The sequence below is a fragment of the Rothia sp. LK2588 genome (assembly GCF_040946465.1).
In the GTDB taxonomy this organism is placed as follows: Bacteria; Actinomycetota; Actinomycetes; order Actinomycetales; family Micrococcaceae; genus Rothia.
The window spans coordinates 832,959-859,301 of sequence record NZ_JAYWLS010000001.1 but is presented as its reverse complement, the minus strand read 5'-3'; the positions used below and the strand labels follow the sequence as shown (position 1 = coordinate 859,301).

At 60.8% G+C, this 26,343-nt stretch carries 22 protein-coding genes; 20 read left to right on the top strand and 2 right to left on the bottom strand.

Annotation, left to right across the window (positions count from 1 at the left end):
- The first annotated feature begins 93 nt into the window (after positions 1–93).
- Together VVR12_RS04030 and VVR12_RS04025 are read left to right on the top strand one after the other, a co-directional pair.
- Positions 94–852, top strand: coding sequence for a lysophospholipid acyltransferase family protein (locus tag VVR12_RS04030; RefSeq protein ID WP_368549865.1), 759 nt, complete (start codon positions 94–96; stop codon positions 850–852).
- Positions 853–857: 5 nt separating this feature from the next.
- Positions 858–2,225 (top strand): class II 3-deoxy-7-phosphoheptulonate synthase, encoded by a 1,368-nt coding sequence (locus VVR12_RS04025; protein WP_368549864.1) that lies wholly within the window; start codon positions 858–860, stop codon positions 2,223–2,225.
- 37 nt (positions 2,226–2,262) lie between these two features.
- Here the strand turns inward: VVR12_RS04025 and VVR12_RS04020 are convergent, their stop codons facing one another.
- Positions 2,263–3,723: a serine/threonine protein kinase gene (locus tag VVR12_RS04020; protein ID WP_368549863.1), complete on the bottom strand. Its 1,461-nt coding sequence runs from the start codon at positions 3,721–3,723 to the stop codon at positions 2,263–2,265.
- 108 nt (positions 3,724–3,831) lie between these two features.
- On the opposite strand from VVR12_RS04020, the gene VVR12_RS04015 reads away from it, so the two are divergent.
- Positions 3,832–4,221, top strand: coding sequence for an Rv2175c family DNA-binding protein (locus VVR12_RS04015; protein WP_368549862.1), 390 nt, complete (start codon positions 3,832–3,834; stop codon positions 4,219–4,221).
- Between the two features lie 102 nt (positions 4,222–4,323).
- Here the strand turns inward: VVR12_RS04015 and VVR12_RS04010 are convergent, their stop codons facing one another.
- Positions 4,324–5,451: a polyprenyl synthetase family protein gene (locus VVR12_RS04010; RefSeq protein ID WP_368549861.1), complete on the bottom strand. Its 1,128-nt coding sequence runs from the start codon at positions 5,449–5,451 to the stop codon at positions 4,324–4,326.
- A gap of 184 nt (positions 5,452–5,635) precedes the next feature.
- Here VVR12_RS04010 and dinB point away from each other — a divergent pair, with 184 nt between their 5' ends.
- The 17 genes from dinB (at position 5,636) to VVR12_RS03925 (ending at position 26,311) form a co-directional block, all read left to right on the top strand.
- Complete coding sequence (gene dinB / locus VVR12_RS04005) at positions 5,636–6,928, top strand: DNA polymerase IV (protein ID WP_368549860.1); 1,293 nt, start codon at positions 5,636–5,638, stop codon at positions 6,926–6,928.
- 124 nt (positions 6,929–7,052) lie between these two features.
- Positions 7,053–7,436, top strand: a complete 384-nt coding sequence (locus tag VVR12_RS04000; RefSeq protein ID WP_368549859.1) for a DUF3040 domain-containing protein — start codon at positions 7,053–7,055, stop codon at positions 7,434–7,436.
- A gap of 273 nt (positions 7,437–7,709) precedes the next feature.
- Positions 7,710–8,144: a division/cell wall cluster transcriptional repressor MraZ gene (gene mraZ / locus VVR12_RS03995; protein ID WP_368549858.1), complete on the top strand. Its 435-nt coding sequence runs from the start codon at positions 7,710–7,712 to the stop codon at positions 8,142–8,144.
- 52 nt (positions 8,145–8,196) lie between these two features.
- Positions 8,197–9,189 carry a 16S rRNA (cytosine(1402)-N(4))-methyltransferase RsmH gene (gene rsmH, locus VVR12_RS03990; RefSeq protein WP_368549857.1) on the top strand — a complete coding sequence of 331 codons (993 nt, stop codon included), beginning with the start codon at positions 8,197–8,199 and terminating at the stop codon, positions 9,187–9,189.
- Positions 9,186–9,881 (top strand): hypothetical protein, encoded by a 696-nt coding sequence (locus VVR12_RS03985; RefSeq protein WP_368549856.1) that lies wholly within the window; start codon positions 9,186–9,188, stop codon positions 9,879–9,881. Before rsmH ends, VVR12_RS03985 begins: the two co-directional genes overlap by 4 nt.
- Before the next feature lie 84 nt (positions 9,882–9,965).
- Positions 9,966–11,816: a peptidoglycan D,D-transpeptidase FtsI family protein gene (locus VVR12_RS03980; RefSeq protein ID WP_368549855.1), complete on the top strand. Its 1,851-nt coding sequence runs from the start codon at positions 9,966–9,968 to the stop codon at positions 11,814–11,816.
- 95 nt (positions 11,817–11,911) lie between these two features.
- A complete protein-coding gene (locus VVR12_RS03975) occupies positions 11,912–13,582 on the top strand; it encodes a UDP-N-acetylmuramoyl-L-alanyl-D-glutamate--2,6-diaminopimelate ligase (RefSeq protein ID WP_368549854.1) in 1,671 nt (556 codons plus the stop codon).
- The gene (gene murF, locus VVR12_RS03970) at positions 13,579–15,159 is read left to right on the top strand and encodes a UDP-N-acetylmuramoyl-tripeptide--D-alanyl-D-alanine ligase (RefSeq protein ID WP_368549853.1); all 1,581 of its coding nucleotides are present in this window, start codon (positions 13,579–13,581) and stop codon (positions 15,157–15,159) included. Before VVR12_RS03975 ends, murF begins: the two co-directional genes overlap by 4 nt.
- Before the next feature lie 6 nt (positions 15,160–15,165).
- The gene (mraY, locus tag VVR12_RS03965) at positions 15,166–16,284 is read left to right on the top strand and encodes a phospho-N-acetylmuramoyl-pentapeptide-transferase (RefSeq protein ID WP_368549852.1); all 1,119 of its coding nucleotides are present in this window, start codon (positions 15,166–15,168) and stop codon (positions 16,282–16,284) included.
- A 1-nt stretch (position 16,285) separates the two neighbouring features.
- The gene (murD, locus tag VVR12_RS03960; protein ID WP_368549851.1) at positions 16,286–17,824 is read left to right on the top strand and encodes a UDP-N-acetylmuramoyl-L-alanine--D-glutamate ligase; all 1,539 of its coding nucleotides are present in this window, start codon (positions 16,286–16,288) and stop codon (positions 17,822–17,824) included.
- Positions 17,825–17,862: 38 nt separating this feature from the next.
- Positions 17,863–19,656: an FtsW/RodA/SpoVE family cell cycle protein gene (locus VVR12_RS03955; protein ID WP_368549850.1), complete on the top strand. Its 1,794-nt coding sequence runs from the start codon at positions 17,863–17,865 to the stop codon at positions 19,654–19,656.
- A gap of 90 nt (positions 19,657–19,746) precedes the next feature.
- Positions 19,747–20,841: an undecaprenyldiphospho-muramoylpentapeptide beta-N-acetylglucosaminyltransferase gene (gene murG / locus VVR12_RS03950; protein WP_368549849.1), complete on the top strand. Its 1,095-nt coding sequence runs from the start codon at positions 19,747–19,749 to the stop codon at positions 20,839–20,841.
- Positions 20,841–22,325, top strand: a complete 1,485-nt coding sequence (gene murC / locus VVR12_RS03945; protein WP_368549848.1) for a UDP-N-acetylmuramate--L-alanine ligase — start codon at positions 20,841–20,843, stop codon at positions 22,323–22,325. Before murG ends, murC begins: the two co-directional genes overlap by 1 nt.
- 3 nt (positions 22,326–22,328) lie before the next feature.
- Positions 22,329–23,255: a cell division protein FtsQ/DivIB gene (locus tag VVR12_RS03940; protein ID WP_368549847.1), complete on the top strand. Its 927-nt coding sequence runs from the start codon at positions 22,329–22,331 to the stop codon at positions 23,253–23,255.
- Positions 23,256–23,456: 201 nt separating this feature from the next.
- Positions 23,457–24,629, top strand: coding sequence for a cell division protein FtsZ (gene ftsZ, locus VVR12_RS03935; protein WP_368549846.1), 1,173 nt, complete (start codon positions 23,457–23,459; stop codon positions 24,627–24,629).
- Positions 24,630–24,800: 171 nt separating this feature from the next.
- Entirely contained in the window at positions 24,801–25,496 is a 696-nt protein-coding gene (locus tag VVR12_RS03930; RefSeq protein ID WP_368549845.1) for a polyphenol oxidase family protein, read from the top strand.
- Positions 25,496–26,311, top strand: coding sequence for a YggS family pyridoxal phosphate-dependent enzyme (locus VVR12_RS03925; protein WP_368549844.1), 816 nt, complete (start codon positions 25,496–25,498; stop codon positions 26,309–26,311). Before VVR12_RS03930 ends, VVR12_RS03925 begins: the two co-directional genes overlap by 1 nt.
- The last annotated feature ends 32 nt before the right edge of the window (positions 26,312–26,343 follow it).

Below are 26,343 nucleotides of genomic sequence, written 5' to 3'. Positions count from 1 at the left end.
AAACCGATTCAATAGGAGCCAACGCGGCCTCAGAGTAGACTTGATGGCTGAAGACCAGAGTCCGAGGTTGTCGGCCACCACCAGGAGATCCACATGCTGTATATGACCCTCAAGAAGACCGTTGTCGGTCCGCTCATGCGCGCCCTGTACGACCACGAAGTGATTGGAGTCGACAACCTGCCGACCGGTGGCGCCATCATCGCCAGCAATCACCTGGCCTTCTGCGACTCGGTGTTTATCCCGCTGGCAGTGCCGCGTCAGGTATTCTTCCTCGCCAAGTCCGACTACTTTACGGGCAAGGGCCCTTACGGTGCGGCGGTGCGATGGTTTTTCAATGCGGTCGGACAGTTGCCGATGGACCGCTCCGGCGGCCGCAAGTCCCAGGCCTCGTTGGACGCCGGAACCGAGAAGTTGCGCGAGGGCGGTTTGATCGGCATCTACCCGGAGGGCACCCGTAGCCCTGACGGCAAGGCTTACCGAGTAAAGGTGGGCGTGGCTCGTCTCGCGCTCAGCGCTCGCGTGCCGGTGGTTCCCGTGGGCCAGATCGGCACGGACGACGCCCAGCCCTCCGGTTCCAACGCGGTGAAGCTGCGTAAGGACGGGAAGAAGATCAAGGTCACCACGATCATCGGTGAGCCCCTGGATTTCTCCGAATACTATGACCGCGCCCACGATCGTCAGGTGCAGCGCGAGGTGGCCGACCGCATTGGCGCCGCCATTCGCGAGCTCTCTCAGCAGGAATACGTGCCGGTGTATGCCTCGGCCGTGAAAGACCTGATGAAAGAACGCAATATCTCAGCCGAGGAGGCTCAGGCCATCCTCCTGTCACAACAGCCCTCTAAGGAAGTGTGAATCTTATGAGCAATATGAACGTAGATCAGCTGCAGACCAACCCGTCTGACCATGGGCTCGATGAATGGCGTGAGCTGAAAGCAGACCAGCAACCCAACTGGTCCGAACACCCGGATTTCCAGAGCGTCATTTCGGATCTGAACTCATTACCTCCCTTGGTTTTCGCCGGCGAGGTAGATCGGATGCGGTCCCGTCTGGCGGAGGTGGCAGAGGGCCGCGCGTTCCTCTTGCAGGGTGGGGACTGCGCCGAAACCTTCGCAGACGCAACCGCCGATAAGATCTCCGGACGCATCAAGACCCTGTTGCAAATGGCTGTGGTGCTCACCTACGGCGCCTCGATGCCCGTGGTGAAAATGGGACGTATGGCCGGCCAGTTCTCCAAACCTCGTTCCTCGAATATGGAGAAACGCGACGGCGTGGAATTGCCGTCCTTCCGTGGCGAGATGGTCAACGGCTTCGAGTTCACCGAAGCTTCCCGCGCCCACGACCCCAACCGCATGGTCAAGGGCTACCACACCTCAGCCTCCACTTTGAACTTGGCCCGCTCTTTCACCACCGGTGGTTTCGCCGATCTGCGTTCGGTCAATCAATGGAATCGCGGTTTCACTCAGAACCCGGCGCATAGCCGCTACGAGTCGCTGGCCAACGATATCGACCGCGCCCTGAAGTTCATGGAGGCTTGCGGAGCTGATTTCGATGCACTCAAGACCACTGAACTCTACGTTGGTCACGAAGGCCTGCTCCTGGACTACGAGCGCGCGCTGACCCGCATCGACTCGCGCACCAACCTGCCCTACGACACCTCCGGACACTTCATCTGGATCGGCGAGCGTACGCGCGGACTTGAGGATGCCCACGTGAACTTCCTTTCCAAGGTGCGTAACCCGATTGGCGTGAAGCTGGGGCCGACCACCACGGTGGACGAAGCTCTGACGCTGATCGACAAGCTGGACCCGCAACGCGAACCGGGACGTCTGACGTTCATCACCCGCATGGGCGCAGAAAAGATCCGCGATAATCTGCCGGCCCTGGTGGAGGGCGTACAGTCCTCGGGCGCGAAGGTGGTGTGGGTGACCGATCCGATGCACGGAAATACGATCTCGGTGCCCTCGGGCTTCAAGACCCGCCGATTCAACGACGTGATCGATGAGGTGCGCGGATTCTTCGAGGTGCACGAGTCGCTGGGATCTTTCCCCGGTGGCCTGCACGTGGAGATGACCGGTGACGACGTGGCCGAGTGCCTGGGCGGATCAGATCCGATCAACGAAGAGGCCTTCGCCGATCACTACGAATCGCTGTGCGACCCGCGCCTGAACCACCGTCAATCGCTGGAGATCGCGTTCATGGTGGCCGAATACCTGCAACGGCGGTAGACAGTCGCCGTTGAGGCCCAAGACGAGGAAGCAGACTCTAGGGGCCAAAGAATTGTTGCCAGCTGGCGAACCATCCGGAATTGATCACTGAGTTCGCCAGCTGCCAGCCCACAAACCCGGCAGCCACGAAGCCGAGTAGCAAAAGTAGCACGGTCAACAGCACGGAGACGAGGGTGGGCGGCTCCTGCCAGCGGATGCTGGGGTGATGCGCCGGGACATCCTCGAGATCTGCGGCGTACTGATCGGAATCGTCACGGTAGCCGAGTTCTGCCGATAACTCATCGTCGGCGTCCACTTCGTCGGCTGGCCGATAGTGTGCGGTGATCGAGCGGGTCTCCGGAGCCGGAGGCTCTCTCTCGGCATCCGCGGGCTTGGGTTGTGGACCAACCCCGGAGATAGCGGTGGGGTAGTACACATCGGCAGCCGATGCGTCCGCGGCCTCGCCAACCGTCGCCGGATCGTGGTCGATCCCGCCGTCCTCGGGGTCTGCCAGTATCTCGGGCGCTTCCCCGTATCCGGAGATCGAACGACGCTGCACCGCCGTGTCGCAACCCGTCCGCTCGGCTACTGCGGCCACGGCGGCCCAGAGCTCATCAGACTCGGAAGTGCGTGGGGCGCTCTCTTCATCCGGCAGCGAGGCCGCGATATCTTTGAGCACCAGAAAAGCTTCGGCGCCGTCCGCCGGGCGATCCTTAGCGTGCTTGCGCGTGCACCACTTGATGAAACCGGCGATGTCGGCACCGGCGTCCGGTGCAAACTGGGTGACCGAGGGGAACTCGGTATTGACGTTGTGATAGATCACTTGCTGGTCGTCCCCGGCACCGCGGAATGGCAGGCGGCCAGCGATCATGCGGAATGCCATGACGCCGAGTGCAAAAATATCGACGCCGGGGCCCACGGTGCTGCCGGGGGTCACGATCTCGGGGGCCACGTAGGAGGGAGTGCCCATGAGCTCGCCGGTCCAGTTCTGATCGGTGCGGCGCGTCAGACCGAAATCGGTGAGTTTGACCGAGCGCTCGGTGGCCGAGAGCAACACGTTCGAGGGCTTGATATCCCGGTGGATCAGTTGGTGTGCGTGTACCTCCGCGAGGCCTTCGGTGACCGGCAAAAGCACCTGAAGCGCCTGCCCCACACTCATCACGGGCATCTCGGCGAAAAGCTGTTGAAGGGTACACCCGTGCACATAATCCAAGACGATGTACATCAGCTGATAGGGGCCAACCTTTTGGGTGCCCGAACCCACCACGCCCACTACGTGGTCGTGGTTGATCTGCCTCAGCGAGCGTTCCTCGCGGAAGAACTTCTGCTGTTGGGAGGGGTCAGCTGAGAGCTGTGGGAAGAGTACTTTGATGGCGACCGGGTTGTTCGACCAGAGATCCACGCCGTGGTAGACCTCGGCCATACCGCCGCGGGCGATGAGCTCGCCCACCTCGAAATGACCGTCAAAAATTTCACCCGTGAGCCAGGGCTGGTTCGGTGGTAGGGGTGTAGTGCGCATACAGCTTTAGATCTTAGGGGAGTAGCCTGGAAAAACGGTGAAAAAATCCCCGAGACCCGAAGAGATGTAGAGCAAGCAAAGTCGCGCGGTTTCTGGCACACTCGTAGTGTGAATGCACAAAATTCTGTTTCGAACGATCCACATACCGTCGAAGCCTTTCAGCTTGTTGATGAATGGCTGACGATCCCCGATGTCGCCGAGTCCTTTGACCTGAAGGTGACTCGCGTCCATAACTTGATCTCTGAGCGGGCGCTGTTGGCCCTGCGTCACCCCGAGACCCAGGTACGTATGATCCCCGCGCTTTTCGTACGTGAGGATCACCCGCTGGAACCCTTGAAGGGAACCCTCAACGTCTTGGCTGACGCCGGCTTTTCCGATGCCGAGGCCATCGTCTGGCTGTATACCGATGATGAGACTCTGCCCGGCTGCCCGATCGACGCTCTGATCGACGGGCGGAAAACCGAGATCCGTCGGCGCGCTCAGGCGCTGGCCTGGTAGCAGCACTTCCGCTCTTACCGTCTCACGAAAAAGGGGCATCCCACGCGGTGGGGTGCCCCTTGCTCTTTTCGCTCGCCCGTAGGGAGGAGCTGTCAAAAGGTATCAGGAGGTGCGGTGCAGGGCTTTGCCGACGATGCGTTCGAGGGCTAGGCGCACCGTGTCGTCCACGGGGAGTTGCTCCAGTCGCTGGGAGACGGTGTTTTCTTTCTCAGCAATGGACGCCTCGACCTGCTCGCGCGCGCCGGAGTCGGTAATGATCTGTTGCAGTTCGGCGATATCTACGGGTGAAATCCCTTGATCGCCGAGCCCCTCGTCGATCCGCTGCCACTGCTCGGCTGAGGCCAGCTGGTGGGTGAGGGCGATGAGGACGGTGCGCTTACCTTCCTTGAGGTCGTCGCCGGCGGGTTTACCGGTTTCTTGCGGGGAACCGAAGACACCGAGTAGGTCGTCGCGCAACTGGAAACCCTCGCCGAGGGGAAGCGCGAACTCCCGATAGGCGTGCAAGAGCGAATGATCATGCGAGGCCTGCGTGCCCAAGGCTAGGGCACCCCCGAGAGCCAGGGGGTGTTCGCAGGAATACTTCGCCGACTTATACCGAATAACGTGCTGTGCGCGTTGAAGTGCGACGCTGTCACCGGCATCGGTGACTTCTCCCAGTACATCGAGGTATTGACCGGACATCACCTCGGTGCGCATGAGATCGAAGATGCGGCGCGCTTCGGTGCCCAGCGCCACCTTTTCTCCGATGGAGGCGAAGACCTGTTCAGACCACGACAGGCAAAGGTCGCCAACGATGATCGCAGCAGAGACTCCAAAGGAGGCGGCATCGGCACGCCAGCTCTGCGTGCGATGCATGGACTCGAATTGTTTGTGTACCGCCGGGGCACCTCGGCGAGTATCGGAATTGTCGATGATGTCGTCGTGGATCAGCGCCGATGATTGGAAAAGCTCTAGCGCGGCACCCGCGGTCACTACCTCGGGGGCATGCACCGCCCCGCCCGCGCCGCGCCAACCCCAATAGCAGAGGAGGGCGCGTAGGCGCTTGCCGCCGGTCGATAATGAGCGAATTGACTCTAGAAGCGGCAGGGACTCCTCGGAGATATCGGCCAATAACCGCTCTTGGGCTTCGAAGAAACGGGCCAACTCGCTTTCGAGGAGTTCAAGGTAGGTGCGCTCTTCGGCCTCGATAAGCTGGGTCAGTTCTGACCGTGCGGCGTGCTGCTGCGGCATGTGCGTTCCTTGCAGTCTGGGGATGGTCATTTCCTCCTAGCTTAAGCCTTGGCCTGCGTCCACCGCCAACGGTGGGGAGATGACCTTGAGCCAAGCAGGTAGCTACCCTAGACTAATATCGAATATGTATTCGATCGCGGTCTGGTGGTTGCGGTCGATCAAAACCGCGCAGGGGAGGGGGCGTATGGGAGACACGCAGCCATGTGGTTCGCGCCCAGCCGACCGCCCCACCCGCGTCATCATGCATTTGGACATGGACGCCTTCTACGTCAATGTTGAGCTACTGACCCGCCCCGAACTCCGAGGGCAGAAAATTATCGTCGCCAGGGAGTCCGAACGGTCTGTAGTTCTCTCGGCCTCCTACGAGGCGCGCGTCTTTGGGGTGCGTTCGGCGATGCCACTGGCTCGCGCCAAACAGCTCTGCCCAGACGCAATTATTGTGGAACCCCACGCGCGCTACCGTGACTATTCACAACGGGTAATGGAAATTCTGCGGGATCTTACCGATCGGGTTGAACAGGTCAGCGTTGATGAGGCGTTTGTGGACCTGACCCCCACCCTGAGGCGGCTGGGGAATCCGGTGACGACAGCCGAGGCCGTGCGGTGGCGAATACGCGAGGAACTGAACCTGCCTGCCTCGGCGGGGATATCCTCCACGAAGTTTGTTGCCAAAATGGCTTCTGCCGGAAGTAAACCGGACGGCCTGTGGGTGGTGCCTCCCGACCGCGTACAGGAATTTTTGGACCCCCTTCCGGTGGGTAAACTGTGGGGCGTGGGGCCGAAAAGCGTGAAGGCGCTGAATAACTGGGGAATCCATACCGTGGCCCAGCTGAGGGAATACGATCTTGATTTTCTCACCCACCACTGGGGGCAGGCGTCCGGCACTCACCTGTACAGGCTTGCTCGCGGCATCGATCCCCGTGAGGTCGTCAGTGAACGGGTCGAGAAATCTATCGGTGCAGAACATACTTTCGCCCACGACTCCCTCGATGCTCAAGAGATCCGACGCGAGTTATTCCGGATGAGTCTGACCCTCGGCCAGAGACTGCGAGCCGGAGGAAAAATGGCCCGCACCCTCAGCCTCAAAATCCGGTATGAGAACTTCGAGACCCTCACTCGTTCGTGCCCACTCTCGGAGCCGATGGATTCGGGGCAGGCTATCTTCCGGGCGGTACTGTCCCGGTTGGATCAGCTGCAGGTGCTGACCCTTGATCAGCAAGTGCCCCGGGCCGTCCGGTTGATCGGCGTTCGGGCCGAAAAATTTGAACACCGCAGTGATGGGGTGCAGGTCGCCTTGCTGGGTCAAGATCTCGTATCCGGTGGTGTGCACGATCCTGAACAGTGGCACGAGGCTGAATCGGTGATGGATCAAATACAAGGGCGTTTTGGAACGTCTGGCATCACCCCGGCCAACCTCTTGCCGCCCACCGCCACAAACCCCCAGCGTCCCCACGGCCCCGGTCGGGGCGGCTCCTAATACATCTTCGCCGTCACCCATCCGCCAAAAACGTGACCGGCGCCCCAGTAGATCTGTATGATTGAGGCATCGTGGACCGTCTTGCCCTCGGTGCACCTGTGCACTCACTACCCCGGGAGTCTTAATGCCGTTATCAGAGCATGAACAGAGACTGCTAGATCAGCTCGAAAAACAGCTTAACGCCGATGATCCTCAGTTCGCGCAGAATGTGGGGTCGCACGCCAGCACCCCCACCTCGTCGGTGACCGTGCGCAACCTGGTGCTTGGGGTGTTGCTGGGGCTTGTCGGCCTGGGCGTAGTGGTGGCCGGAGTTGCCACCAAGATCATCCTGCTGGGAGTGCTCGGGTTCCTGATTGCCGCGGCCGGAGCGTATTTGGCTACAAAGAAGACGGTGGGCGCTCCACAACGCACCACCCCTCACCCCCGCACAAACAATCAGAAGAAGACGAGCGGGTTTATGCAGAACCTCGAACAACGCTGGGATGAACGTCGCGACCGAGGTTATTAGAACCCCATGACTTGATATCTCAGACTTGAGATCAGAATTGGCGAAAAGGCACCCTCCATCGGGAGGGTGCCTTTTTTGAGGGTGGTAGCCATGAAGCATTCACCGATCACGACCTGTACTTCCATGATCAATCCACGTGTGAAAAGCCTGAAAATGGGTGAAATGGGGGTGCCGCGCGTTGACGGTGGGGTGTTGTGGAGTAAAGTGGAGGAAAGAAGAACCACATGGTTGTAGTTAGCGTCCGACCGCGACAATTAGATGAGGTGAGGCCTGATGTTCTTGGGCACCTATTCACCTCGTCTCGATGACAAAGGACGGATCATCCTTCCCGCCAAGTTCCGCGAGGAGCTGGCGGAAGGGCTGGTAATTACCCGAGGCCAAGAACGGTGCCTTTACGTCTTTAGCATGGCTGAGTTTCAACGCATTCATGAGCAGCTACGGAGCGCGCCCATCTCATCCAAACAGTCACGCGACTACATCCGTGTGTTCCTCTCGGGGGCTTCAGATGAAACCCCCGACAAACAAGGCAGAATTACGATTCCCCCTATGTTGCGTAAGTATGCCGGGTTAGATAAAGAACTTGCCGTCATCGGCGCCGGTTCTCGTGCTGAGATCTGGGATATGGCTACCTGGGAGTCGTATCTGCAGGAGAAAGAGACCGAGTTTTCGGAGACGGATGAAGACGAGCTTCAAGGATTCATGCTCTAGGTAGAGCCCCCCTAAAGACCAAGACCGCTACCACCGCACCGCAGGAGCTACAGTGACCGAGAGAGTAGATCTCGAGGCCAAGCAGGCCCAAGACAGGCACGTGCCTGTCATGCTCGACCGTTGCCTCGAACTGCTGGCCCCGGGTATCGCACGCCCCGGTGCCATTGCTATCGACGGTACTCTGGGCATGGGCGGCCACACCGAAGCCATGCTCACCCGATTCCCCGACCTCACCGTGATCGGCATCGATCGAGACCAGATGGCACATCGCCTGGCAGGGGAGCGCCTCGCCCGTTTTGAGGATCGCTTCGTTCCGGTGCACGCGGTCTACGACGAGATCCCGCAGATCCTCGCCGATCGCAACATCGAGTCGGTCGACGGCGTCCTCTTCGACCTCGGTGTCTCCTCGATGCAACTCGACGAGCGCCAACGCGGATTCGCCTACTCCTACGACGCCCCCTTGGACATGCGTATGGACGACACCGACGAGCTCACCGCCGCGGTCGTCGTCAACGAATACGATGAGGCAGACCTGCGTCGCATTATCCGCACCTGGGGTGAAGAGAAATTCGCCGGTCGCATTGCCGCCGGTATTATCGCAGCCCGAAAAACCGCGCCCCTGACCACCACCGGCGAGTTGGTGAAGATCATTCAGCAGACCGTGCCGGTCGGCGCCCAACGCAAGGGCGGACACCCCGCCAAGCGCACTTTCCAGGCTCTCCGCATTGAGGTGAACCACGAACTGGACGCGCTCGAACGCGCAGTTCCCGCCGCCATTGACGCTTTGAACGTCGGCGGTCGCCTGGTCGCCATGAGCTACCACAGCCTCGAAGACAAACTGGTCAAGCGAGCCATCACCGAGCGCTCGCGCTCCAGCGCGCCCAAAGGATTTCCCGTTGAATTGGAAGAACACCAACCCGAGTTGAAGGTCATTACTCGGGGAGCGGAACCTCCCACTGAATCTGAGATTGACGAGAATCCCCGGGCCGCCAGCGCGAAATTGCGTGCGGCCGAGAAGATCAAGAAGACGAAGGTGGCAGCATGAGCGCAGAACCCCGATTCCCGGCGCCCGAACCGGCCGCACCGCAACGTCACTTGCGTCTGATTGACGGGGGCGGTCGCTCGACGCCGTCCCGTGAACCCCGCCGTGACACCGCCGCTCAGCGGGCGCTCGTTCCCGAAGCGGCCCCGCGGGGCTCCCGCCATCTGTTCATCGCGCTAGCGCTGAGCGTTTTGGTCATCCTGGGTTTGGTGCTGTGGACCAACATCCTCACCGCGCAACGCCAGTACGAACTGGTCGACCTGCGTGCCCAGGAGCAGAGTCTTTCACAGCAGAACGAGTCGCTGAACCAGGAAATTGAATACCATCAGGCGCCGCAGGATCTGGCGGAGCGGGCTTCTCAGCTCGGTATGGTGCCGGCTACGGTATCGGGGTCTTTAGATATGCAATCGGGCAAGATTGAAGGCACCCCCACCGCCGTCACCAAGAACGAAAAGGATCCTAAGAATCTGATTCCGGCGCCGTCGCTGAACGACACCACGGCTTCGGCCGAGGCAAGCAAACGGGCTGCCGACTTTAAGAAGCAAGAAGAGGAACGCAAGAAGAAAGAAGAAGAGTCCAAGAAGCAAGAGGAAGACAAGGCGAAGAAGCAGGAGGAGAACAAGCCTGCGACCGATAGCTCGGCGTCGGCGGCTCCCACCGGTCAGCCCTCGCCTTCGGCTTCTGCCGGTCAGTAACCTACTTGTTCTCCCACGGTGCCCGGGTGTTCCCCGGGCACTTGTCCGTCGCTAACCCTCGATCTCCTTACGAAAGGTCGGTCCGTGAAGAAAAACTCCTCAGAGTCCACGATCCCGTTGCGTCAGCGTGAGCTGGGCCGGCGTGGCTTCTTGGTGAGCGCGGCCGCCACCGTGGGAATGGGCGTTCTAGGGTCCCGACTGTTGTATTTGCAGGGGTTCGACCCCAACGGTTTGGCCGAACAGGCCCTGGCGAAGCGAACTCGTAAGCAGGTCATGCCGGCTCTACGGGGGCAAATTCGAGATATTAATGGTCACGTTCTGGCGCGATCGGTGCAACGGTATAACATCACGGTCGATCAGACAGCCGTGCAGGAATTCCAGCGGTACACAGGTAAGGGTAATGAGACCGAGACGGTGACCCCTACCCGGTTGGTCTACGAGCTGGCGGACATCTTGAAGATGAAGGATACCGAGGTCAAGGCAGCGCTGGACGGGAAAAAGCGCTATTCGGTGATCAAGGAAAATGTCACCCCGGAGGTCTACCGCAAGATCAGCGACATCGGTGCGACCTTTATCTATGGTGATGTGGTCTCGGAGCGTCTGTACCCCAACGGATCCGTGGCCGGTTCCGTCGTGGGCAAATACAATGTGCAAACCGTGCCGATCGAAGGCACTGACCAGACCCAAGAGGCCAACAACTCGGTGGGTGTCGAGCGCGTGATGGGAGAGGCGCTGGCCGGTTCCGACGGCGAACGTAGCTTCGAGATCAGCGCTGACGGCGTGCGCATTCCCGTGGCCGATGAAGACACCAAGCCGGTAGTCAACGGTAAGACGGTACGGCTGACGATCCACCAAGATATCCAGTACTTTGCGCAACAGATCATCGCCGCCCGCGTGCAAGAAATGAAGGCCGAGTGGGGCACCGTCGTGGTGATGGACGTCCGTAACGGCAACATCTTAGCTTTAGCTGATTCTTCGACCATGGACCCGGGAGCGAAGAACATCAAGCCCGAGGACATGACCCCGCGCGCCATCTCTCAGGCGGTGCAACCGGGTTCGACCGAGAAGATGCTGACGGCCTGCGCGGTCATGGACGAAGGGCTCGTCGAGCCGACTACCGTCTTTACCGTTCCGCCGCAATTGGAGATCGATGGACAGACGATCGTCGACCCTTTCGAGCACCCCGAGGAGAAACGTACTTTCTCGGGCATTATCACGGACTCCATGAACACCGGGACCGTGCTGGCCGGCAAGAAACTGTCACCGGAACAGCGTTATCAGTGGATCAAGAAGTTCGGGATGGGGGAGTTCACAGGCATCAAGCTCACCGGTGAGTCTCAGGGGTTGTTGACTCATTACCAGGATTGGGACACCCGCCAGCAGTACACGGTGCTCTTCGGCCAGGGCGTCTCGCAGACTCCGTTGCAGACATCGCTCATCTTTCAGACGATTGCCAACAAGGGCATCAAGCATAAACCGCGCATCGTGGACGCCGTCATCGACCCCGACGGTCAAGAAGAGGTGCAACCGGCGTCCGAGGGAGAACGCATCATCTCGGAAAAAACCGCGCAGCAGGCTCTGTACCTGATGGAAAACGTGGTGGAGCAGAACGCGAAGGCCGCGAAAGTCGCCGGGTACCGCGTGGGTGGTAAGACCGGTACCGCCCAGGCTCCCAGCGAGAAGAAGGCCGGTTTCGACGGGTACACCACCTCGTTCGTGGGTGTTGCCCCGCTCGAAGATCCGCAGTATTTGGTGTCCGTGACCATGCAGCGCCCTGAGGCGACTGCGGCCACCGTAGGTACCGCCGGAACAACCGCAGAGTTCTCTAAGATCATGGAGAAGGTCTTACAGACATTCAATGTGCCATTTTCCACAACGGAACCGCACCTGATCGATAAGTTTGCCAAGGGCAACAACCCCTCTGACAAGCCGTAGCCCTCACCGACGAATAATCCCACGCAGTTACCGATCAGTACACTGAGTATTCGATACCCTATAAAATACTTTTGATGATGAAAGCAGAGGAAAGCATGAGCTCCGAAGAACAGACCGCGCAAACCATGCGGCCCTCGACTGTAACCGGATGTTCGGCTCAGGACGTCCACACCTGGATCCAGACGTGGGGGCACGCCGCGCGGCTGATTCGCTCCGGTTCACGGATCACCGGCATCACGATGGACTCCCGCGAGGTGCAGCCCGGCGACCTCTACGTTGCCCTCCCCGGTGCAAAGAGCCACGGTGCCCAGTTCGCTCATGCCGCAATTTCTGCGGGTGCGGCCGCGATTCTGACCGATGACGCCGGCGAAGGCTTGATCGGCGAGGCACCGCACGAGCTGGGTTTGGTTCTCACCGAGGACCTCCGCGCGGTCGTCGGACCGCTTTCTGCAAAAATTTACGATTCCCAGCGGCGCGACGGAACCGACCCCACGCTCTTCGCCGTGACCGGAACGAACGGCAAGACGACCACCACCTACATGCTCAACTCGATCATGGCTGCGCTGGGGCACCGCACGGGCCTCATCGGAACCATCGAGATTTTGGCGGGCAATGAGTCTATTCCCTCGAAGCTGACCACGCCAGAGTCACCCCATGTGCATTCCCTGATTTCCCTCATGCGGGAGCGGGGCATCACCTCCATGTCGATGGAGGTCTCCTCTCACGCACTGGATTACCGGCGCGTCGACGGCGTGCAATACAACGTCGCCGGGTTTACTAACCTCACCCAGGATCACCTGGATCTGCACGGCAGCATGGAGGCCTATTGCGCCTCAAAGGCCGCCTTGTTCACTACCGATCGTGCTCGTCGTGCTGTCATCACCACCGATGACGCTTGGGGTGAGCAGATGCTCGGAGCGGCCATCGGTGCCATGGGCATCGAAAACGTGGTGGCCCTGTTCACCAACCGCGGCGCAGGATTCGATCAGGTGCCGGCTGATCTGGCCGACCAAGACTGGGTGCTGACCGAGGTCGAACGCGAGGGAATCGGGCACCGCTTCGCGGTGGTACGCGGCGACGGCGTCCGCCTGGAATCATCGACCGCGCTGCCCGCGGACTTCAACGTCTCCAACGCCGCCTTGGCCGCGGTCATGGCATGCGAATCTGGAATCGAACCCGGGGAACTGAACGGTGTGTTGCGGAACTCGCAGACGCTAACCCCGGTGGTGCCCGGACGCATGCAGCTGATCGGGATGCACCCGACGGCCATCGTTGACTTCGCCCATAACCCCGACGCTCTCGAGCGTGCCCTGCAGGCTGTCGATCCGGCCGAGCAAGACGGAAAGGTCATCATCGTTTTCGGTGCGACCGGAGAACGAGATCAGCTTAAGCGCCCGCTGATGGGAGCTATCGCCGCGCAGCACGCCGATATCGTGATCATCACCGACGACGATCCCCACGATGAAGACCCCACACCCATCAGGGAAGCAGTCGAAGCCGGTGCGCAAGAAGCGCAAGCGCAGGGAGCCCGCGTGCAGACCCTGCTCAATGTCGCACCCCGCGCCACCGCCATCGACAAAGCCGTTGAACTGGCCGGTCCGATGGATTCAATTCTAGTTGCCGGACGCGGCCACGAAGTCGCTCAGGAAGTTGCCGGTGTGGACTTAGATCTCGATGATCGCGTTGAGGTCGCCCGCGCGCTGGCAGCCCATGGATTCGATGTACTACCCGCCTATCGCGACGATGCCGAGGAGGCCCGCTCATGATTACTTTGACTGCTGCTGAGGTTGCCGAAGCAACCGCTGGGCGGTTAGCCGTCCTCGACGCAGAGGCCGCCGCGTCCCTCACCGTCACCTTCGCCACCACCGACTCTCGCGAAGTCATCCCCGGCACGCTGTTCCTGGCGAAGCCGGGCGAGCAGACCGACGGACACAACTTCGTGCCTGCCGCCTTTGCCGCAGGCGCCCGATTGGCGCTAACCGAACGAGAGGTGCGCGATGACGACGGCCATAGCTTCGCCCAGGTCATCGTCCCCGATGTCGTGCTGGCCATGGGTGCGCTCGCCAAGTACTGCGTGCAGCGCATGCGGGAGCTCAACGACGTCACGGTCGTGGGAATCACCGGTTCGGCGGGAAAGACCACCACGAAAGACCTGTTGGCAGACATCTTCGCCACTGCAGGGCAGACCGTCGCGCCTGTGGGCTCCTACAACGGTGAAGTGGGCGTGCCACTGACCATCTTCCGCGCCGATGAATCGACCCGCTATCTTGTGGTCGAAATGGGCGCCGACCACGTGGGTAACATCGAGTATCTTGCCGATATCGTCCGCCCCGATCACGGGGTGATCCTCAAGGTTGGTACCGCGCACGCCGGTGAGTTCGGCGGCGTGGACAACATCGAAAAGACCAAGGGCGAGCTGGCCGAGGGATCGACGGTTTCGTTGAGTCTCAACGATGACGACTTCCGGGTGCGGCGCATGATCAGCCGCTCCTCGGTACCCACCCTGTACTTCGGCGTGGGGCCGGCGAATCACGACGGTGGTGATCAGCCCCGCATCTCAGCCATAGATCTGACGACCAACGAGAACGGTTGCCCCGAGTTTACCCTGGTGTTTTCCCAGGGTCAGAGCTTCGCGGTGTCCTCGAAGCTGATCGGCGAGCACCACGTCTACAATTTGCTGGCCGCCGCGGCGATTGCGTTCCAGGCGGGTATTTCTCCCGACGTTATCGCCGAACAGCTCAACCGCTCCGTGGCAGTTTCGCGGTGGCGCATGCAGCGCACCGATCGTACCGACGGCGTGACTGTCATCAACGACGCCTATAATGCCAACCCCGAGTCCATGGCGGCGGCGTTGCGTTCCATGGCTCAGCTGGGCCGTAATACCGGACGCCGCACGTGGGCCGTTCTCGGCGCCATGCTCGAGCTCGGGGATGCCTCGGTGGAGGAACACGACCGGATCGGTCGCCTCGCGGTACGGATGAACATCGAAAAGCTCGTGGTGGTGGGCGAGGAAGCTAAGCCCATCTACAACGCCGCCCACCTGGAAGGGTCCTGGGGTAACGAGGCCACCTGGGTGCCGACCACCGATGATGCCTTCGAGGTGCTGCGCCAAGAACTGCTCCCCGGTGATCTCGTGCTGTTCAAGTCGTCCAACGGTTCTAAATTGGGAGTGCTTGGCGAGAAGGTCGCCACGGTCGAACAGTTATTGAACCAGAGCGACGAGCACGGCTCGGCGCGGTGGCTCAGCGCCGGAGACCAGGCAAAAGATGTAAACTCTACAGCTGAAGTTGAACCGACAGCGGCGTCCACTCAGACACACGCAACCCCAGGGGAAGGTGCCTAATAACTCATGATTCCGATCCTGCTAGCCGCGGCGATTGCCTTGGTGATCTCCATCGTGGGCACCCCCATGTTCACCAAGTATCTGGTACGCCAGCACTACGGGCAGTTCATCCGTGAGGATGGACCGACCAGTCACCAAACCAAGCGAGGTACACCCACCATGGGTGGAGCCATGATGATGGCGGCCACCGTGAGCGGGTTTTTCCTCTCCCTCTGGGTTACAGCCCTCTTCTTCGGCACCTCGTGGACGCCCAGCGTTTCGGTTCTTTTGGCGCTGTTCTTGATGCTCGGCATGGCCGGGGTTGGGTTTATCGACGACTTCAAGAAGATCTCGAAGAAACAATCCGAGGGATTGACCCCTAAGGGCAAAATCGTTCTGCAGGGCGCTATTGGCGTCTTGTTTGGTGTTTTGGCACTCTTCTTCCCCAACGAACAGGGCCTCACCCCTGCCTCGACGCATATCTCCTTTACGCGCGATACGTTCCTCGACCTGGCTTTTTTGGGGCCGGTCGTGGGCGTGATCCTGTTTGTAATCTGGGCAAACCTGATTGCGACCGCGACCACCAACGCGGTGAACCTGACGGACGGTCTCGATGGCTTGGCCACGGGTGCGGCAATCATGGTGTTCTCCGGATACATGCTGATTTCGATGTGGCAGTCGCAGCACGTGTGCGGCATCGATACTACCGACCCGGTCTGCTACGAGGTACGCGACCCAGGGCAGATGGCGATGCTTGCCGCGGCCCTGATCGGTTCGCTCATCGGGTTCCTCTGGTGGAACACCTCACCGGCCACGATCTTCATGGGGGACACGGGATCCCTGGGGCTCGGCGGTGCGCTGGCGGCATTCGCCATCCTCACCCGCACCGAGCTCTTGCTCATCATCATCGCCGGATTGTTCGTGATCATCGCTATGTCGGTCATCCTGCAGGTGGGGTACTTCAAGCTCAGCGGAGGCAAACGTATTTTCCGCATGGCACCTTTGCAACACCACTTTGAGCTCAAGGGGTGGCAGGAGGTCACCGTGGTGGTTCGATTCTGGATCGTCGCCGGCCTCTTCGTGCTCGTGGCGCTCGGCCTGTTCTATGGCGACTGGCTCCTGAGCCACGGGGGAGTGATTGAATAACATGAAAGCAACCAACGAAAACCCGATCTACGATGATCCTCGGCTGGCCGGCTTGACGAGTTGGGACGCCGACTGGGCTGGGCTGCGTGTCGTCGTGGTGGGCCTGGGCGTCTCCGGTTTCGCCGCCGCAGATACTCTCCTGGAACTGGGGGCCACGGTCGTGGTCGTCGACGGCAAAGACAGCCCCGAAAACCGGGCCAAGGCAGATACCCTGAAGATCGTCGGCGCCACCGAGGTGATCCTGGGGGAGACTGCCATGCAGACGGTCCCGCAGGTCGCCGGGCAGGATGCCGAACTGGTGATCACCAGCCCGGGCGTGCGTCCTACCACCGGAATTTTGGCAGATGCTGTGTCGCGCAAGATCCAGATCTGGGGCGATGTGGAGCTGGCGTGGCGACTGAACACGCGAGAAGGACGCCGCACCCCGCAGTGGCTGTGCATCACCGGCACCAACGGCAAGACCACCACCGTCGGCATGACCGAGTCGATCCTGCAAACCGCCGGCCATCAGGCGATCGCCGTGGGCAATGTTGGAACGCCCATTCTGGATGCGTTGCGTGACCCCGTTGAGTACGAATTTTTTGCGGTTGAGCTCTCAAGTTTTCAGTTGCACTGGACTCACAGCATGTCTCCGCTGGCCTCGGTGGTTCTTAACGTCGCCGAAGACCACGTGGACTGGCACGAGGGTTATCAGAACTACCTGGCCGATAAGGCCCGCATCTATGAACACACCCAGGTGGCGTGCATCTTCAACGCAAACCAGCAGGAAATCATCACGATGGTCGAAGATGCCGACGTGGTGGAGGGTTGCCGCGCCATCGGATTCCGAGCCGACACCCCAGCGCTGTCCATGGTCGGTGTGGTCGACGGTCTCTTGGTCGACCGCGCCTTCACGGATAACCGTCGCACCGAAGCCCTGGAACTGGGCGAGGTAACCGACGCCGGGGCCCTGCCGACCAGACACACGATCGAAAATGCCTTGGTCGCCGCCGCACTGTCGCGGGCGGCAGGAATCTCACCTGCCGACGTCCGGAGCGGCCTGCAGAACTTCGAACCGGGTGCACACCGCATCCAGTTGGTAGCTAACACCCACGGTGTGCTGTGGGTCAACGATTCGAAGGCCACCAACCCGCACGCGGCCAACGCCTCGCTGGCTTCCTTCAACCCGGTGATCTGGATCGCCGGAGGTCTGTCCAAAGGAGTCGAATACGATGAGCTCGTCTCAGAGCACCGTGATCGTCTCAAGGCGGTGGTGGTGATCGGCACGGACACCGCAGGTCTACTCAAAGCACTCGAGGAGCACGCCCCGGACGTCCCCGTGCACCACATCACCGAGCAGGTCACCGATCCGCAGGACGGCCACGCGGTGATGCGCGAGGCAATTGCTACGGCTCATCGACTCTCGGCTCAGGACGACACCGTCTTGATGGCACCCGCAGCGGCCTCGATGGATCAATTCGTCTCCTACGCCGATCGCGGGGATAGTTTCATTCACGGAGTCGCAGATCTCGTGGAGAGCATCAACTCGGAAGCAGAGTGATTCTACTCGGCACCACAACAGCGAAAGGCCTTTAGAACGTGACGACTGAAACCACTCAACCTGGCGCTTCGAAGCCACGGAAGTCGGCACCGGGCCTGTTGCACAGCATCGGGCAGGGCATGAAGAACCTGGTGATCAAGCAGTATCGCCGCACCTCGACCTCTTCACTGCACGGGGTGGCGGCGATGCTGGTATCCATCGCCTTAGGGCTGACAGTTTTTGGTTTGACCATGGTGCTCTCGGCATCGTCGGTGGAGCAGATCGCGCTGGCGATCTCACCGTTTCAGCAGGTCATCCGTCAGGCGATCTTCGCGATCATCGGGTTCGTGGCGATGGGAATTCTCGCGTTCTTACCGGTGACCGTATATCGCAACCGCATGGTTATGCACGGACTACTCGCTGTAGCTTTGCTGATGCAGATTCTCGTGGTCTTTGTAGGAACCACAGTCAACGGCAACCAAAACTGGATTCAGTTCGGTGGCATTTCGCTGCAGCCCTCCGAGATATCTAAGCTCATCATGGCCTTGTGGATGGCCTGGGTGCTGACCCAGCAGGGCAACATCACCCGCCAGACCCGTAAGGCGATCTTCCCCCTCGCCTTCGGGTTCGTACCTCTCGTGGGTCTCATCCTCTACGGTGGCGACCTCGGCACCGTGCTGGTGTACGTCTTCATGTTGGTCGGAACACTGTTCATCGCCGGGCTGAGCCCCAAGGCATTCCTCATCGGTATAGGGATTGCCGTGGTTCTGGGACTCGGCGCGGTGCTCACGAGCCCTTATCGCTTAGCGCGCGTCTTCGGCGTCTTTGGCCACTGCCAGGGCTCCACCTGTGACCAATCGAATTCGGGCCTGGCCGCACTCGCCACCGGCGGGTTCTGGGGTGTGGGCCTGGGGCGCTCGCGCCAGAAGTACAACTACCTTCCCGAGGCCCACAACGACTACATCTTCGCCGTGATCGGTGAGGAGTTGGGGCTACTGGGTACCCTCATCATCATCGCCCTCTACGCCGGTTTGATCTATTGTGTGGTTCGCATTCTGCTGCGTTCGGCTGATCGCTTCGTCAGCCTGGCATCGGGGGCGATCCTGATCTGGCTCACCTCCCAGGCGATCGTCAATATCTCGATGGTCACGGGCATGTTGCCGGTCATCGGTATCCCGCTACCGTTCATTTCTTACGGTGGATCCTCCTTGGTCTCATCGTTGATGGCTATCGGGGTGCTCATCGCTTTCGCGCGCCAGGCTCCCTTGATGATGCTGACCGAGGACGGTACACAAGTCTTCTCTGTCAGCCCCACCGCGCGGGAGAGCAAGCGTCGCGCCCGATTAGGGCGCGTGGTGGAGGCCGAGAACCGCCGCCTCGCCCGCGAGGGCGATAATGCCGGTTACGACGTCAACAACCTCATCGATGCGATTCGAGGACGCGTCCCCAGAAGCCACGACGCGAGACAGCGGAACACACGGCCCGCCTCTGCTCGACCCGCCGGCGCGGGGCGTCCAGCCAACTGGAGAAATGCGCCACAGTCCGGTACACGGCAGCGAACCACCAGTACGGAGCGCCCACGGGATAGCCGAGGTGCCTCGCGTACCGCGTCGGAGCGTCGGCCGCAGCGCGCCGCGGAACTTCGCTCAGAGAATCGTCCGGAGCGTCGCCCCAGGGAGGACGCTCAGCGGCATGGTAACAGGCCCCAGGAAGGACGCGCGCCGCGCCCGAAGAAGACCGACGGATCCACCTCAGCCCCGCGTCAGCGTTCCGTCGCGCACCCAGCTGATCAGGATCACGTGCCCCAGGGGTTGGTCTCGCTCAAGAAGTTGCGGCAACGCGACAAAAAATAGTGGGGCCGGGGTCGCACAGGCCCAAAGTAGAGTCAAGCCCCTGTGAGCCAGTAATATCGAAGGCACGATAACAAGTCTGGAGAGAAACGTATGAGCGAGGGACCTTCCATTGTCTTAGCCGGTGGTGGAACCGCCGGCCACATTAACCCCATGCTGGCTATTGCGCGCGAGATCCAGGACCTCTCGCCGGATGCGCGCATCATGATGGTGGGCACGGAGAATTCGATGGAGGCCAGGCTCGTTCCCGCAGCCGGTTACGACATACGTTTCATCCCTCGGGTGCCGATGCCGCGGCGTCCCCACCCGTCGGCGTTGAAGTTCCCTGCCAAGTTTGCCTCGTCGCTGAAGGAAGCCAAGCGTATCCTGACCGACGTGAAAGCCGACGTTGTCGTGGGCGTGGGCGGGTACGTCTGTACTCCCATGTATTTGGCCGCGCAGGCGCTGGGTATCCCGGTGGTCATTCACGAGGCCAACGCTAAACCCGGGCTGGCCAATAGGGTCGGCGCCTTGCGTGCGAAGTTCGTGGGAACCGCGTTCGCCAACACCCCGATTCGTCACGGCCAGCACGTGGGTATGCCCATGCGTGAGGCCATCGAGAACCTGGATCGCGACGCGCGGCGCGAGGCGGCACGGGAAAACCTTGGGCTGGATGCTCACCTGCCGACCCTCGTCGTCACCGGTGGATCGCTGGGTGCGCAGAGCATGAACGAGACCGTCAGCAAGATCTACCCTCGTTTGGGCGAGTGGGGCTTTCAGATGCTCCACATCACCGGGCGAGACAAGGTGGTGCGCGACGAACAGGGCAACGAAGTCACGGCTGAGAATTACCATCAGGTAGAGTTCATCACTTCGATGGAAGACGTCTACGCCGCGGCTGACTTGATGGTGGTTCGCTCCGGGGCAGCCACGGTCTCCGAGGTGGCGGCGGTCGGATTGCCCGCCATTTTCGTGCCCCTGCCGATCGGCAATGGGGAACAAGCGCTCAACGCACGCTCGTTGGTCGACGCCACGGCGGGCATCATGATCAACGATAGCGAGTTCACTCCCGAGTGGTTCCTCGCCAACGTTCCGGTATTGATGAACGACCGTCAGCGCTTGCGCGATATGGCCCAGAAATCATATGCACAGGGCATTCGTAACGCGGCGCATACCATGGCCCAGCAAGTTTTGAAGGTGGCTGAATAATGCACAATCAACTCATGAATCTCGATCTGACCTTGCCCGGCCCGTTGAACCCTCCCTTTGCAGACCGACCTCAACTCGCGGAGCTGGGCCGGGTTCACTTTGTGGGAATCGGGGGAGCGGGCATGTCCGCCATCGCCCGCTTGATGCTTCAGGCCGGTATGATGGTCAGCGGTTCGGACGCCCGCGAGTCGGCGGGCGTGGAACAATTGCGTCAGTTGGGTGCCCGCGTCAGCGTTCCGCAGGACGCCGCCAACATCGAGGGCGTCGATACCGTGGTGATCTCCACTGCAATCAAGGAAGATAACCCCGAGCTGGCGCGGGCCCGCGAACTCGGTCTGCGCGTGATCCACCGCTCCGAGGCGCTGGCCGCGACGATGCACGATGCGCAGGTGGTCGCGGTGGCAGGAACGCACGGCAAGACCACCACCAGCTCCATGATTGCCGTGGTGATCGACGCGTTGGGATATCAGCCGTCGTTCGCCGTGGGCTCGCAGATTGCCGGGTTCGATACCAATGCTCGGTTGAGCGAGCAGGGTCAGAACGCATGGTTTGTGGCCGAGGCTGACGAGTCCGACGGATCGTTTGTGCGGTATCGCCCGGATGTCGCCGTGGTGACCAACGTTGAGCCCGACCACCTGGATTTCTATGGTTCCGCCGAGAACGTGTTTGAAGCCTTCAACCGCTTCTTAGGTTCCATGCGCGAAGACGGGGTCGTGGTGACCTGCGTTGACGATCCCGGTGCCGCCCAGCTCAGTGAGCGTGCCCGCGCTGCCGGGTTGAACGTGGTGACCTACGGTGAAGCCGAGTCCGCCGACGTGAGGATCTTCGGTACCACGAGCGAGGACGTAGATTGCAGGTCCTCGCTGGCGTGGGATTTCGCGGTGCGCGGCCAGCGGTTCTCCGGCGAAGGCTCGATGCTGTTACACGTTCCGGGCCTGCATAACCAGCTCAACGCCGCTGCCGCTTTTATCTGTGGCTTATTGACCGGGTCTTCTGCAGACGAGGTTATTGCCGCGTTGACCCACTTCCGCGGCACAGACCGACGTTTCACCCTGCGTGGTGAGGTCAACGGCATCAAGGTATTTGACGATTATGCCCACCACCCCACCGAAGTGGAGCGTGCGTTGGAGGCCGGTCGCACCGTTGCCGCCGGCCACAATCTCTACGTTCTCTTCCAGCCGCACCTGTTCTCCCGCACGCGGGAATTCTTCCAGGAGTTCGCGGCAGCCCTTTCGCAGGCCGATCGTTCCTACGTGATGGACATCTACCCTGCGCGCGAGCTACCCATTCCGGGAGTCACCAGCGAATTGATCACCGAGGCCGGTTATTCGGAAGTGCACTATGCACCGGACGCCCCGGCCGCAGTGGCTGCCATAGCGCAACAGGCGATGCCCGGCGATGTCGTGATGACGGTGGGCGCGGGCAACGTCACCGAGTACGGTGCAGAGATTGTCACCGCGTTGAACGATAAGGCACAGGCTTAATCGATGGCCTCCATCAAAAAAGGAGGTCGGCGTTCACCGTCTTCGGCTGAGGCCGGCCGCCCTGAGATCCGGGTGAATTCGGAGAAGGTTCGCGAACTTTCAGCCGAATCGATGGATCATGCGGTGCCGCAGAGCAAATTCTCGCAGTGGCGCGCTGAGCGTCGGCAATCGATGGAGGACGCCCGCCGTCAACCTGAGCGCGCGACCGAAGAACCCCAGGTGCAGAGTTCACCACGGCGTTCGGGCGTGCATTGGAAACGATGGCTGTACACCCTGTTGTCCCTGCTCGCCTTGGCGGCGATCTTCGTGGGAGTGGTATTCTTCTCGCCCCTGCTGGCGGTGCGTAGCATCTCAGTGGAGGGTACGTCGCTCCTGGATAAGTCGGATGTTTCCCAGAAACTTGAGCCGTTGCAGGGAGTCCCGCTGACTCGCGTGACCGACGATAAGGTGCACGAGCTGATCGGTGATTCCGCCGTGTTGCGAGGCGTGACCGTTGAGGCGCGTCCTCCCCATGACTTGTTGGTCAAGGTGCAGGAGCGCGTTCCGGTGGCCGTGGTCAAAGACGGGGATCAACAGATGCTAGTGGACGCCGAGGGGACGAAGCTTCGTGCTGTGGACTCCGCTGAACAAGCGGGTGTGCCCGAGGTGACTGGTAACGGTAAGGTGCTGGGTTCCCCCGAATTGAAGACGATTTCACAGGTACTGGTGGCGATGCCGGCGGACATGTTGTCGAATGTCCAGAAGGCCAAGGCTGATTCTCCGTCGACGATTTCTTTGACGATGAAGGACGGCTCCACGGTGGTGTGGGGCACCGCGGAAGACAGTGAACTTAAAGCTAAGGTTTTAGCTCAATTAAGAAACGCTTTGGGGGACAAGGGCGCTGTCTCCACCTATGACGTTTCCAGCCCCATGGTGCCCACGACAAAATAGTTAAACTTCAAGTTGAGGTTGTGTAGATAATTCCCTGAAATCTGGAAATTTCGTGGAATTTTGCAACCTGAGTGCGACAGGAGCACGACGGTATTGGTACGCTTTGACTTGAAAACAACTAACTTCACCCAAGAACTTAAACCTTCAGCCTGAAGTTGAGCTCTTGAACTGACGTTTCTAACCCAGTAATTGAGGCAATTTATGGATACTGCAACTCCCCAGAACTACCTGGCAGTTATCAAGGTCGTCGGCATCGGCGGCGGTGGCGTCAACGCAGTCAACCGCATGATCGAGGTAGGTCTGCGCGGCGTTGAGTTCATCGCTATCAACACCGATGCCCAGGCTCTGCTGATGTCGGACGCCGACGTGAAGCTCGACGTCGGCCGCGAGCTCACCCGTGGTCTCGGTGCAGGTGCTAACCCTGAGGTTGGTCGTCAGGCCGCCGAAGATCACGAGCAGGACATCGAAGAGGTCCTCAAGGGTGCCGATATGGTCTTCGTGACCGCTGGTGAAGGCGGTGGCACCGGTACCGGTGGCGCACCGGTCGTCGCCCGCATCGCTCGTTCACTGGGTGCCCTGACCATCGGTGTGGTGACCCGCCCCTTCACCTTCGAGGGTCGTCGTCGCTCGAACCAGGCTGAAACCGGTATCGCCGCCCTTCGCGACGAGGTTGACACCCTGATCGTCATCCCCAACGACCGCCTGCTGTCCATTTCGGACCGCAACGTCTCGATGCTGGACGCCTTCAAGTCGGCAGACCAGGTTCTGCTCTCGGGTGTGCAGGGCATCACCGACCTGATCACCACCCCGGGCCTGATCAACCTCGACTTCGCCGACGTTAAGTCGGTCATGCAGGGTGCCGGTTCCGCTTTGATGGGTATCGGCTCCGCATCCGGCGAGGATCGCGCGGTCAAGGCTGCCGAGCTCGCCATCGCTTCGCCGTTGCTGGAAGCGTCCATCGACGGCGCACACGGCGTTCTGCTCTCCATCCAGGGCGGATCCGACCTCGGCCTGTTCGAGATCAACGAGGCTGCCCGCCTGGTACAAGAAGTTGCTCACCCCGACGCCAACATCATCTTCGGTGCTGTCATTGACGACGCCCTGGGTGATGAGGCTCGCGTGACCGTGATCGCCGCTGGTTTCGATTCGCTCAGCCCCGAAACCAACGCGAACAACACCAACAACGCGGCACAGCAGTCGCAGCGTAACCAGCAGTCCTTCGGTAGCAACAAGTCTGCTCCTTCGCAGCAGCAGTCCTCTTCGAACGACGTACCCAACAACGCCGGTTTCGATGTGGATCTTCCCCCGATCGTTGAAGAGCCCACCCAGAACCAGCGTAAGGACACCCTGGACGTTCCCGACTTCCTGAAGTAGAACCTAGTTCTATAGGTCTCAACGCCCTGAGAGAGTTTTAGCTCGGCCCCCGAGGCCAGATGGCAGACTTTCTCAGGGCGTTGTGACGTTAAGACACCTGAAGCGTCGAGGAGAGACTGTACGATGCCGAAACTTTACTCACGATCCTTTCATCGCGCCGGAGACCATCGAGTGGGAATCGGATTCACCTCCACGAATGCGGGCAACCTCGGTCTGCACGTGGGGGAGGATCAACACGCGGTGCTGGCCCATCGCGAAGCGTTGGAACAAGATCTTCTGCCATCCGGTCAGCGCTTCACCTATCTCAACCAGGTGCACGGAACCACCGTTTTCGATGCAGATATCACCCAGCCGGTACACGATCTTGCCCACACGCCCGAGGCAGACGCCGCGGTCAGCCATCGGGGCGCGCCCTTGGCAGTGATGGTCGCAGACTGCATCCCCGTGGTTTTCGTGGGTTCTGGCCCGGACGGTTTCCCCGTCACCGCGGTAGCCCATGCCGGACGCCGGGGCCTACTCGACGGCGTCCTGCAGGAGACGGTGCAGGCGATGGTGCAGCGTGGCGCCGAAGACATCCATGCATGGCTGGGTCCGTCGATCTGCGGGACATGTTATGAGGTCCCGCAGCACATGCTGGAAGAATCCGTCCGACTGTGGCCCGAGCTGGCCTCGACCACCTCGTGGGGAACCCCGGCTCTCGACCTGCCCGCCACGGCGATGAGCATCCTGCGTCAGTCACCGGAGGTAACCGCCGTCAGCGATGAGTTGGGCGGCTGCACCTTTGAAGACACAGCGCTATTCTCTCACCGCCGCGAACCGGGCGCGGGACGGATCGCCGGACTCGTATGGATTGATCAGGAGGACTAATGCAGTACAACCAACAGCGCGCCGAGGAACTCACCCGGCGGTGGCGGGCAGTCCAGGAGACGATCGCCGAGGCCGCGACCGATCACAGCGGCGCTCGCACCGAAACATCAGCCGTGCCCGAACTCATGGTCGTCACCAAATTCTTCCCCGCCTCCGACGTTGCCGCACTCTACGACGCGGGAGTGCGACGTGTGGGCGAAAACAGGGATCAAGAGGCTTCGGTGAAGGCCTCTCAGTTGCGCGAAGAGCACCTCGATACCGAGGCTGATCCGCTGTGCTGGTCGTTTATCGGCCAGCTGCAATCGAACAAGGCTAAATCGGTCGTCAAGTACGCCACCGAGGTGCACTCGGTCGACCGGGCGTCTCTCGTGAAATCCCTGGCCAAGGCCTACGCCAACCAGCTGTCGCGATACGAGGCCGAGGAGGCGCCGGCTCCTGCCGCCCACGCAAGGGGTGCCCTGGACTGTTTGATACAGGTCAATCTCGACCAAAACACCACCCCCAGCGCCGGTCACGCGGCAGAAGGCCAGCGGGGTGGCACCTCGATGGACGAGGTGATGCAGCTGGCCGAGCTGATTGAGGGGGCTGACGGGTTACGCTGTGCGGGAGTCATGGCCGTGGCACCCCTGGGGCAAGACCCCGATCCCGCCTTTGAGCGTCTCTTTGACATCAGTCAGCATTTGCGCCAAGAGCATCCTGAGGCCGACCAGATTTCCGCGGGTATGAGTGGAGACCTGGAATCAGCTATTCGCTGGGGTTCGACCGTTGTGCGCGTGGGATCGCAGATCATGGGCTCGCGACCGCAGAATGTTTAGCTCCACTGCTAAACTGATGTCCAGCTAGAGAT

Coding starts and splice junctions, on each gene's coding strand:
- murC (WP_368549848.1), top strand. CDS start 20,841: ATGCACAATCAACTCATGAATCTCGATCTGACCTTGCCCGGCCCGTTG.
- VVR12_RS04000 (WP_368549859.1), top strand. CDS start 7,053: ATGCCGTTATCAGAGCATGAACAGAGACTGCTAGATCAGCTCGAAAAA.
- VVR12_RS03975 (WP_368549854.1), top strand. CDS start 11,912: ATGAGCTCCGAAGAACAGACCGCGCAAACCATGCGGCCCTCGACTGTA.
- mraY (WP_368549852.1), top strand. CDS start 15,166: ATGATTCCGATCCTGCTAGCCGCGGCGATTGCCTTGGTGATCTCCATC.
- VVR12_RS04010 (WP_368549861.1), bottom strand. CDS start 5,451: ATGCCGCAGCAGCACGCCGCACGGTCAGAACTGACCCAGCTTATCGAG.
- VVR12_RS04025 (WP_368549864.1), top strand. CDS start 858: ATGAGCAATATGAACGTAGATCAGCTGCAGACCAACCCGTCTGACCAT.
- murG (WP_368549849.1), top strand. CDS start 19,747: ATGAGCGAGGGACCTTCCATTGTCTTAGCCGGTGGTGGAACCGCCGGC.
- VVR12_RS04030 (WP_368549865.1), top strand. CDS start 94: ATGCTGTATATGACCCTCAAGAAGACCGTTGTCGGTCCGCTCATGCGC.
- ftsZ (WP_368549846.1), top strand. CDS start 23,457: ATGGATACTGCAACTCCCCAGAACTACCTGGCAGTTATCAAGGTCGTC.
- VVR12_RS03925 (WP_368549844.1), top strand. CDS start 25,496: ATGCAGTACAACCAACAGCGCGCCGAGGAACTCACCCGGCGGTGGCGG.
- murF (WP_368549853.1), top strand. CDS start 13,579: ATGATTACTTTGACTGCTGCTGAGGTTGCCGAAGCAACCGCTGGGCGG.
- VVR12_RS03940 (WP_368549847.1), top strand. CDS start 22,329: ATGGCCTCCATCAAAAAAGGAGGTCGGCGTTCACCGTCTTCGGCTGAG.
- VVR12_RS04020 (WP_368549863.1), bottom strand. CDS start 3,723: ATGCGCACTACACCCCTACCACCGAACCAGCCCTGGCTCACGGGTGAA.
- dinB (WP_368549860.1), top strand. CDS start 5,636: ATGGGAGACACGCAGCCATGTGGTTCGCGCCCAGCCGACCGCCCCACC.
- murD (WP_368549851.1), top strand. CDS start 16,286: ATGAAAGCAACCAACGAAAACCCGATCTACGATGATCCTCGGCTGGCC.
- mraZ (WP_368549858.1), top strand. CDS start 7,710: ATGTTCTTGGGCACCTATTCACCTCGTCTCGATGACAAAGGACGGATC.
- VVR12_RS03985 (WP_368549856.1), top strand. CDS start 9,186: ATGAGCGCAGAACCCCGATTCCCGGCGCCCGAACCGGCCGCACCGCAA.